This window comes from Gordonibacter pamelaeae 7-10-1-b (assembly GCF_000210055.1).
Lineage (GTDB): Bacteria > Actinomycetota > Coriobacteriia > Coriobacteriales > Eggerthellaceae > Gordonibacter > Gordonibacter pamelaeae.
The window spans coordinates 3,390,050-3,399,411 of sequence record NC_021021.1 but is presented as its reverse complement, the minus strand read 5'-3'; the positions used below and the strand labels follow the sequence as shown (position 1 = coordinate 3,399,411).

The 9,362-nt window shown below is 60.1% G+C and carries 12 protein-coding genes; 8 read left to right on the top strand and 4 right to left on the bottom strand.

The features are described 5' to 3' along the window. The 3 genes from GPA_RS15640 to GPA_RS20310 all read right to left on the bottom strand — a co-directional run. On the bottom strand, positions 1-446 hold a 446-nt coding region (locus GPA_RS15640), incomplete at its 3' end, for an undecaprenyl-diphosphate phosphatase (RefSeq protein ID WP_167536694.1). A gap of 30 nt (positions 447-476) precedes the next feature. After that, on the bottom strand, positions 477-719 hold the full coding sequence (locus tag GPA_RS15635) for a hypothetical protein (RefSeq protein ID WP_227155320.1): 243 nt from the start codon (positions 717-719) through the stop codon (positions 477-479). A 104-nt stretch (positions 720-823) separates the two neighbouring features. Then, complete coding sequence (locus GPA_RS20310; RefSeq protein WP_015540462.1) at positions 824-1,738, bottom strand: DUF5655 domain-containing protein; 915 nt, start codon at positions 1,736-1,738, stop codon at positions 824-826. 207 nt (positions 1,739-1,945) lie between these two features. Between GPA_RS20310 and guaA the strand changes: the two genes are divergently transcribed. After that, positions 1,946-3,553, top strand: a complete 1,608-nt coding sequence (gene guaA / locus GPA_RS15625) for a glutamine-hydrolyzing GMP synthase (protein ID WP_041239786.1) — start codon at positions 1,946-1,948, stop codon at positions 3,551-3,553. Between the two features lie 424 nt (positions 3,554-3,977). On the opposite strand, the gene GPA_RS17020 is transcribed toward guaA, so the two are convergent. Beyond that, positions 3,978-4,409 (bottom strand): helix-turn-helix domain-containing protein, encoded by a 432-nt coding sequence (locus tag GPA_RS17020; protein WP_015540461.1) that lies wholly within the window; start codon positions 4,407-4,409, stop codon positions 3,978-3,980. Positions 4,410-4,541: 132 nt separating this feature from the next. Between GPA_RS17020 and GPA_RS15615 the strand changes: the two genes are divergently transcribed. The 7 genes from GPA_RS15615 to GPA_RS18535 form a co-directional block, all read left to right on the top strand. Beyond that, on the top strand, positions 4,542-4,766 hold the full coding sequence (locus GPA_RS15615) for a hypothetical protein (RefSeq protein WP_015540460.1): 225 nt from the start codon (positions 4,542-4,544) through the stop codon (positions 4,764-4,766). Further along, positions 4,756-5,850 carry a site-specific integrase gene (locus GPA_RS15610; protein ID WP_015540459.1) on the top strand — a complete coding sequence of 365 codons (1,095 nt, stop codon included), beginning with the start codon at positions 4,756-4,758 and terminating at the stop codon, positions 5,848-5,850. The genes GPA_RS15615 and GPA_RS15610 overlap by 11 nt, the downstream gene beginning before the upstream one ends. Next, positions 5,840-6,358, top strand: a complete 519-nt coding sequence (locus GPA_RS17015; protein WP_015540458.1) for a plasmid mobilization protein — start codon at positions 5,840-5,842, stop codon at positions 6,356-6,358. Before GPA_RS15610 ends, GPA_RS17015 begins: the two co-directional genes overlap by 11 nt. 122 nt (positions 6,359-6,480) lie before the next feature. Then, positions 6,481-7,509 (top strand): hypothetical protein, encoded by a 1,029-nt coding sequence (locus GPA_RS17010; RefSeq protein ID WP_231847678.1) that lies wholly within the window; start codon positions 6,481-6,483, stop codon positions 7,507-7,509. A 344-nt stretch (positions 7,510-7,853) separates the two neighbouring features. Further along, positions 7,854-8,123, top strand: a complete 270-nt coding sequence (locus tag GPA_RS15595; protein ID WP_227155323.1) for a hypothetical protein — start codon at positions 7,854-7,856, stop codon at positions 8,121-8,123. 39 nt (positions 8,124-8,162) lie between these two features. Continuing rightward, entirely contained in the window at positions 8,163-8,753 is a 591-nt protein-coding gene (locus GPA_RS15590; protein WP_015540455.1) for a hypothetical protein, read from the top strand. 320 nt (positions 8,754-9,073) lie between these two features. Further along, positions 9,074-9,362, top strand: a 289-nt coding sequence (locus tag GPA_RS18535) for a type IV secretory system conjugative DNA transfer family protein (protein ID WP_167536693.1), incomplete at its 3' end; no start/stop codon positions are given.

Genomic DNA, 9,362 nt, shown 5'->3' with positions numbered 1-9,362 from the left:
GCGGCGAGGGCGGCCTCGGCCTCGCGCAGGCGGCGGCGGTTGCGGCGCTCGAGCACGATGAACGCCACGCCGTACACGATGAGCATCGCGGCCACGGTCACCTTGTTGTAGAAGTGCTCGTTGACCCAGTCGTCGAACGCCAGGCCGATGATGGCCGCGGGGATGCAGCCGATGGCCACCATGCCCCAGAGGCGCCAGGTGGACTTCTTCTGCACGCTCGTCTTCTTCGGCGAGAAAGGGTTGAGCTTGTGGAAGTACAGGATGAGCACGGCCATGATGGCGCCCAGCTGGATGACCACGAGGAACAGGGCCAGGAACTCGTCGGACACCTGCAGCTTCACGAACTCGTCCACGAGGATCATGTGGCCGGTGGACGAGATGGGCAGCCATTCGGTGATGCCCTCGACGATGCCGATGAGAAACGCTTTCAATGCTTCGATGATCATGCGCGGGTACTTCCTCGTTGTCCTTCGGGATTACTGTTTGTGCTGGTAATGGTCCTGCAGCATGGCGATAGCCAGCAGGGCGACCGAGAGGCACAGCCCCATGAGCACGAACTTGGGGGCTTCCTGCCCCACGGCGATGGTGGCGAACGCCACGACGGCTATCACAAGCGCCGCCAGCTTGCACAGGTACGAGATGCGCCGGTTGAACGAGGCATGCAGAGCACGCCTGCGCTCCTCGTCGAGCTCGCCTCTGTCCCTGTTCGCTTTCTCCATGCCGGGCATTGTACACGACGCCGACCGGCGAGGTCGAAGAAACCACAGGGGGAACACGGGCAGGTTGGGAAGAGGGTCGGGACGCCGCGGATGTCAGGAGGACGCTAGTTCTCCAGGTAGGCGCGCTCGAGAAGGGGCTTAACCTCTTCAAGCTCGTCGAGCGAGGTGAGGCCGACCTCGATATCGCCCGTTCCCCAATGGCCTTTGCCCGAGCAGTCCCTCACCAAGCTCGTTTCCGCAACCGTCGAGGCGTCGAGCGCCAAATGAAGGATCACCCGCTTCTGGTTCACCTCTATGCACACGATGTTGCGCACCTTCTTGATGGCGAGGTAGAGCTTCAGCTCGTTCTCCGACACGTCGTCGCCGAACGAGGCCATGTAATGGCGGACCTCGTCGACCACCTCGCGCAGCTTCTCCGGCGCTCCGACCAGCTGCTCGGCGAATGTCTTGTCCACGTATTTCTTACCGAGCGATCCGCCCGTCGTCGCCGAAACCGACGGAGCGGTCGACGGCGCGTTCAAGAACTCGAACAGGATGACGTCGTCGCTCTTCGCGTAGCGAACGAGCCGGATGTTGCGATTCATCTGCTTGATTGCGTGGAGATCGTATTTTCCGAAGGAGCTGGCGACGCAGTACACCGCCGGAGAGCTCCAGTCTATCGAGTCGGCGACCTGCTTGCCGAGCTTGTCGAGCACCAGCCGCCAGAAGTCCGCACGATGATCCATGAGCCAGTCCAAGTAGAACAGTCCCTGATTGATGACGTTCTCGTTGGAGTCGCGTTTGTACTCGAACACGATCGGAGAGTTGTTCTCGTCAATACCGAGGCTGTCGATCCGACCGGCCTGGTTCTCGTATTCCCCCGCATGGTTGATGACGTACTCCGTTTGCAAGAACCTGATGCCGAAGAAGGCCTCCATGTTCGCTTCGATGAGCTGCTGCACGCCTTTCTCGAGCTTTGCCGGCTTGAGCTCGATGGCGCGCACCGAAGGCTTGATGTTGAACAGCTTGATGTCTCCCATTGGATTCCCCTTCGCATGGCGAATGATGGCTCGATTTGATTATAAAGGCTGTCAGGCCGGCAGCTCACGCTGTTTTTTGTACAGTGCGCGTATATGAAGCTGCGACCTGCGCCGGAGACGGTGATTCGTGTAAGATGGGACGCTGAGAAGAGAGATGCGTATTGCGGGCGCCTCCGCTTGGCCGCCGCCCGTGCGAAGGAGAGCCCCATGCCTGCCACCCCATCCAGCCAGTTGGTCATCGTCGTCGATTTCGGAGCGCAGTACGGGCAGCTCATCGCCCGCCGCGTGCGCGATTTGCACGTGTACTCCGAGATCGTCCCGTGCGACATCACCGCCTCCGAGGTTGCCGCGCTGGCGCCGGCGGCCATCATCCTGTCGGGCGGGCCGGCCAGCGTGTACGCCGAGGACGCGCCGTCCATCGATCCGGACATCTTCGAGCTGGGCATCCCGATGCTCGGCTTCTGCTACGGGCAGCAGATCATGGCCGTGACGCTGGGCGGCACGGTCGGCCATACCGACGCCGGCGAGTACGGGGCGGCCTCCTTGACGCGCCGCGACGAGGGCGCGTCCGCGCTGTACGGCGAGACGCCCGTCGAGCAGACGGTATGGATGAGCCACCGCGACGCCGTGGCCGAGGTGCCCGCGGGCTTCGCGGTGACGGCCTCGACCGCCACGTGCCCCGTGGCTTCGATGGAGTGCGCCGAGCGCCGTTTGTACGCGACGCAGTTCCACCCCGAGGTGCGCCACACGCCGCACGGCGACGAGCTTTTGCGCAACTTTCTGTTCGGCATCTGCGGCCTCGAGGCCAGCTGGACGATGGACTCCATCATCGACGATGCCGTCGCAGCCATCCGCGCGCAGGTGGGCGGCGACCGCGTGATCCTGGGATTGTCGGGCGGCGTGGACTCCTCCGTGGTGGCCGCGCTGTGCGCGAAGGCCATCGGCAAACAGCTGACCTGCGTGTTCATCAACCACGGCCTGCTGCGCAAGAACGAGCCCGAAGAAGTGGAAGAGGTGTTCACGAAGCAGTTCGACGTGGACTTCGTGCACGTGCACGCCGAGGACCGCTACGCCGCGCTGCTGGCCGACGTCGTCGAGCCCGAGCAGAAGCGCCGCATCATCGGCTCGCAGTTCTGGAAGGAGTTCTTCGCCGTGGCGGAGGACCTCGCCGAAGGCGGGCGTCCGGTGAAGTACCTGGCCCAGGGCACCATCTACCCCGACATCATCGAAAGCGGCGCCCGCAAGACCGGCGGCAAAGCGTCCACCATCAAGAGCCACCACAACCTCATTCCCTTCCCCGACGGCGTGTCGTTCGATTTGATCGAGCCGTTGGATCACTTCTTCAAGGACGAGGTGCGCGCGCTGGGCACCGCGCTCGGGCTGCCCGACCACATCGTGCATCGCCAGCCCTTCCCGGGGCCGGGCCTGGCCATCCGCATCATCGGCACGGTGACGCGCGAGAAGCTGGAGATCCTGAAGAACGCCGACGCCATCGTCCGCGAGGAGTTGGACGCCTACAACGCCCGCGTGTTCGAGGAGACCGGCGAGCGAAACAGCGAGCGCAGCGTATGGCAGTACTTCGCCGTGCTGCCCGACGTCAAGAGCGTCGGCGTCATGGGCGACGAGCGGACGTACGGCTACCCCATAGTCGTCCGCGCCGTGGAGTCAAGCGACGCCATGACCGCCGACTGGGCGAAGCTGCCGCACGAGGTGCTGGCAAAGGTGTCTGGCCGTATCGTTGCCGAGGTCCCCGGAGTGAACCGTGTAGCGTACGACATCACCAGCAAACCCCCCGCGACGATCGAGTGGGAGTAAAAGCTGATACGATATCGTATCAGTATGTGGCCTACAGCACCCCTTGAGAATGACCTGCTCAAGGGGTGTTTCTATGTCAAATCACATAAGTTCATATACAAATTCGTAGCAGCGTGACCTATGACAACTAGGTCATAATGGGGCCACTTCGCAAGTGGCTAATAGGTGGAATTACCCATATCTACCTGCGACTTTTACGAAATCGGAACAAATCACCAAGAGTAACGGTTGATACAAGTCCGTATCATTACCTGCGGCAATACGCCACCTGAGGTGATGCAGACCCGCTAACCACCTGCAACCACAAAACTGATACGACAACGTATCAATAATTCTGAAGAAGAATTTTGCAGTTTGGGTCACGAACGGGTCACGGCATAAAAAAGGCCTCTGACGAGGCCGTTTTCGGTTCTATTTAGGGAGTCTAGGCCTTGAAGGAGTCCTTCCAGGCAACATACTCGTCCCTCGTTAGCTCGCCGTCCTTCAGATCCCTGTTGTTCCTGTACCAGTGGCGAAGCGCCCTCGCCAGTGCTTCCTGGTCCTCGCTGCCCAAGTCTTCCGGAAGAGCCAAGACGACAGTGCCCCCAACTTTGATTGGCTCTAGGCAAAACGCTTCCTCCAGCTCGAACAGCATGTGTATCGCATCGTTCGCGTCGCTTCCCCAGTCGGATTTGAGGGAGGAGGGGTTCACTTCGAGGCAACGGGCGATCTCGTCGATCATGGGGTCCTTCGGGGTGCGCTCCCCGTACTCGTACTTGCGAAGGGAGACGGCGGATATCCCGAGCATCTCGGCGAGCTGGTCTGCAGTGTAGCCGCGCTCCTTCCTGATACGTTGAATCTTCTCTCCGACCTTCATCGGCCCTCCTGACTTGTAATACCAAATATGTTTTTCGGCGAATCCCGACGCTCTTTTCTTTGATACGTAATTGTATCAGCTATTGTGTCTGTAGCACTGATACGTTTCTGTATCAATAGAAAGGACACAACGATGGACGGAAGACTCATCACGGCCAAAGAGGTGGCCGAAGACCTGGAATGCAGCATGCAGCATGCCTACAAGATCGTCAGGAAGCTCAACGAGGAGCTGGACGAGATGGGCTGCATAACGATGCGGGGAAAGACCAATCGAAGCTACTACGAAGAGAGGCTTTTCGGACGGAGCGACGAGATCGACCTGAGCGAGCTGGAAAGCAAGGCCGGAAATGAGCGTTAGGAAGGACGAGAGGCGGGGTACGTGGCTGGTCAAGCTCCATTACACCAACCACGACGGCGAGACAATCGACTCAACGAAGCGAGGCTTCAAGACCAAGACCGATGCCTTGGCGTGGGAGAGGGACTTTCTGGCCAACGAGGCCAGGTCGACGAGCATGACCTTCGAACAGTTCGTCAAGGTCTACGCCGAGGACGTGCGCCCGAGGCTGAGGGAGACGACCTGGCGCAGCAAGGAATACATGATCAGCGAGAAGCTCATCCCGTTCTTCGGCAAGATGAGGGTCGTCGACATCACGTCGCGAGACATCATGGACTGGCAGAACACCCTCCTCAAAGCAAAGGACAAGAACGGCAAGAAGTACTCCGAGACCTACATCAGGACCGTGGAGAACCAGCTCTCCGCCATTCTCAACCATGCCGTGAAGCATTACGGACTCCCCTCGAACCCTCTCCAGAAAGCCGGGAGAGTCGGAGAGAAACAGGGCAACGAGATGAAGTTCTGGACGACGGAGGAGTACCTGAAGTTCTCCGAGCAGGTCGTCGACCGACCTGAGATGTTCTACGCATACGAGATCCTCTATTGGTGCGGGTTAAGAGAAGGCGAGCTGCTCGCCCTGACCGCCAAAGACATCGACACCAAGAACAGGACCATCAGCGTGACGAAGTCCTACAGCCGCCTAAACGGCAGGGACATCATCGGCAAGCCGAAGACGAAGAAGTCGGAAAGGGTCATCGCCCTCCCGAGATTCCTCGCACAGGAGCTTCAGGAATACATGGAGATGGAGCGGGAGCCGAACGAAAACGAGCGCCTCTTCCCTTTCACCAAGTACGCCCTCAACAACACCTTGAAGACCGCCGCAAAGCTTGCAGGGGTCAAGGAGATTAGGGTTCACGACCTGAGGCACAGCCACGTGTCGCTCCTGATCAACCTTGGCTTCACCGCCGTGGCAATCGCCGACAGAATGGGCCACGAGAGCGTTCATATCACCTACCGCTACGCCCACCTGTTCCCAAATCAGCAGAGGAACATGGCGGACGTCCTCGACGCCCTCATGAACGCAAGAGGAGAAGGCCATGAGCGTTAAGAGCCTGGACAGAGAAGGCCGGTGGAGAGACACCACAGTCGGCTTCCGCGTCTCGGAAGAAGAGAACGAGAGAATAAACCAGCTCGCCGCGCTCAGCGGAATGACCAAGCAGGCCTTCATCATCAACCGCTTGGAGGGAAACGAGATCACCGTCCTCGCCACGATAAGGGTCCAGAAGGCCCTAGCAATACAAGCGAAAAGGGTCGCCGACGAGCTCTCCAGGATCTCTGCCGGGAAAAGGGTCAACGAAAGGCTGGTCGACGTCTCGGAGGCGATTCTCGACGTCCTCACGCAGATGAACGAGCAGGGAATGGTCATCGACAAGCAGTCCGAAGGGACGACGATCGAAGAGATGGAGACCTCGGAACTCAGCGAGACCATGGCTCCCGATATGAGGCAAATCCCGCTCACTCCGAAGGAGGTGGAGCCGATAGCAGATGCGGGCGCGAGGAAGCCCAAGAGACACAGGGAGTCCACGAAGGGAATGTTCAAAAAGGAACGGCGATGATCGCACGGAAGCTGACGGGGAACGCTGCCGTTGACGCCATCGCGACCATGGCCGTAACGGGAAACGTCATACCCGCAACCTGGTACAAGACAATAACGACGCCATCGGGCAAGGCGGACCTGGTGGCGATCAACATCCTCTCGGACGTCCTCTACTGGTACCGTCCCAGAGAGGTGCGCGACGAATACACGGGCGACGTAATCGCTTACCAGAAGCGCTTCTCCTCGGACTACCTGCAGCGAAACTACGAGCAGCTCTCGGAGCACTTCGGGATCAGCAAGAGGCAGGCCAAGGATGCCGTCGTAAGGCTCGAAGAGCTTGGGGCCGTGAAGCGCATATTCCGCAACGTGGAGTGCGGGGCGGGCATGATGGGGAACGTGATGTTCATCGCGATCGACCCCAAGCGCATCGCGGAGCTCACCTACCCAGAGCAAAGCACATGCCCGGACCCTATGGCGAAAAAACGTCATAGCTATGACGGAGAATGCATCAATGCGGACACCCCTATGACGGAATTCCGCCATAGGTATGGCGAAAATTCGCCAGACATATACAAAGATTACTCAGAGACTACTGAGAGATTATCTTCTGACCAACCAACCAGCCAGCCAGGAAAACTTTCTTGCGGCAAGGAGGATGGAGGGCTGGCGGAGACAAGCGACGAGTTCGAGAGCGCATGGGAAAAGGTCCCCCGCTCCAAGGCATCCCAGTGCGCTAAGGAGAAGGCCTGGAGGGTGTGGGGCGAAACGCTCGGATGCGAGGGGGTCGACGAGGACTTCCTTGCAAAGACCTATCGTCGCTACGTGATCCAGCAGGAAAACGCCGGCACGGAGCAGCGCTTCATCGCCACGTTGTCGACCTGGCTGAAGCCCAACAGGCCCGTCGCAGGCTTGAGCTTGGAATCCGCCATCGCGAAACGGAGAAGCGAGCGCGCCCGAATCGAGCGGCAGAGGGCTGAAAGGGAGGTCGAGGCGCGGCGCCAGCAGGAAGAGGAGCGCATCAACAGGCTCGAGGCGGAGTGGCGCGAATCGGACCCCGTGGCACGTGAGCTCTGGGCGAAGGCCTGGGACTTCAGCGGCGGCTTCGATCATCTGAGCGATGCGATGGGCGATTACCGAGCCTATCGCGACGAGAAGCTCAAACCCGGTTAAGTCTTACTGGGACAAATTGTCCCAGTAAGCTTGCTGCGGTTGTCCGCCTTCGTCGAAAACAAACTGTCAACTGGTCTTTCATTTTTCACTGTCCTATGTATTGGGCACCTGAAAACTCAGTTTTCTATAGAGTGCAGACAGTATTACTGTGCCCAGGCGCGGGTTCGGCCCACTGCCTCCCGATCGCGTTGCGCCCGCCCGACCCGTCACCTCATGACGGATTCCCGTCGTCACGTGACGGGTTTCAACACAGACACGAAGCGCACCGTTACCCTTCCCAGCATCACCGGGCCTGAAGGGGCCGCGGCTACGGCGACTCGCAGCCGTGAGTGATGGAGGAAGCAATGGAAGACTTAGACCCGATTACCAGGCAGTTTTTGGGAGTGATCAACAGCAGCAAGGAAAGATGCGGCATGTCGACCACGGAATACGCCAGGAGACTCGGCATCAGCGACACCAACGCCGGGAAAAAGCTCAGGGGCGAGGTCACCCTCAGCGCCCTGGAGCTGATAAAGACCACCCACATGTTCTGCATCGACTTCAGGGAATACTTCTTCGTCTCCATCGACGACCTTCCAGAGCAGATTCACTCCCGCAGAAAACGACGGCCCTAGCAACTGGGACAAATCGTCCCAGCAGAGAAGGAGGGAAACATGCCAAGCGACTTCGGAGACGAATCCGGAGAGAAGCTGTTCGACTGGATGGTCCGCGTCGGGCAGGAAGCCGGGCAAGCGGCCATGAGCCACGGCGCCGCAAGGGTCTCCATGGCTTTCAGGAACTCCGTCGGCGAGATCGGCCGCGAAGGAGCCGCCCTTGCCAACCCCCAGCAGCCCGAGACGGCACCGGAATGGGCGAAGCTCAATCTCCACGAATTCAAGGAGCTACCCGAGTTCGAGACGATCAAGGAGGTAATCGACGGGAAGCTCGACCGAGAAGCACTGCAGCACGAGTTCTACGACGAAGGCGAGAAGTCGTTTCTGATATTCAGGGTCGACGACGCGCCCGAGGTTGCCCGCTGCTTCAACGAGTTGGCAGACGAGACCAACAGGGCCTGCAAGCGCGCCGAGCAGCAGCTCGCAAGGAAGCGCGGGCGCAAGGACCCGGACAAGGCAAAGCACGGAATCGACGATCCCGACAAGGAGCCCCTCCAGGACCGAGTCGAGGCATTCAAGAATTCCGCGGAACTCGCAGAGCGCGCACGCGGCAGGAGCCGCGAGGTAATCGACCAAGCGAGGGGCCGTTGACGCCCTTCGCAAGACATACCGTGGTGAAAATCGCCCTTCTCTCAGCCTGCGCCGCCCTCGCAAGCTTCGTTTTCGCAGGGAGCCTTCTCGCCCTTCCGGAAGGCTCCCTGGATCCCATCGAAGCCCTCGCGCAGCTGCCCGGCTGGATAGCGTGCGGCGGCATAGAGCGCGCAAACGCGCTCGCGCCGCTGGCGGGCGTCCTCGCTGCCTGCGCGATCTGGGGAATCTGGGCCCACAGGGCACTTAGAGGCGGAACGTTCAGGCGCGGCGAAGAGCACGGCTCCTCCCGCTGGGGAACCGTCGACGAAGGCAAAGGGTTCATGAACCGGGACGACCCCTCGCTGAACATCCCCCTCACCAAGAACATAGGAATCCCCGTCTCCAGGACAGAGTTCGACCTGGAGACCGATCGCAACCGAAACATCTGCGTCGTCGGCACTCCCGGCACGGGCAAGACCCGCAGCCACGTGCTGCCGCTGCTGATGCAGATGAACGCGAGCTACCTGGTGACCGACCCCAAGGGCACCCTCATCGGCTCCACAGGCTGGATGTTCCAGGCCGCAGGCTACAGGATCGTGAACTTCGACCTGGTCAGGATGGAGACCTCAA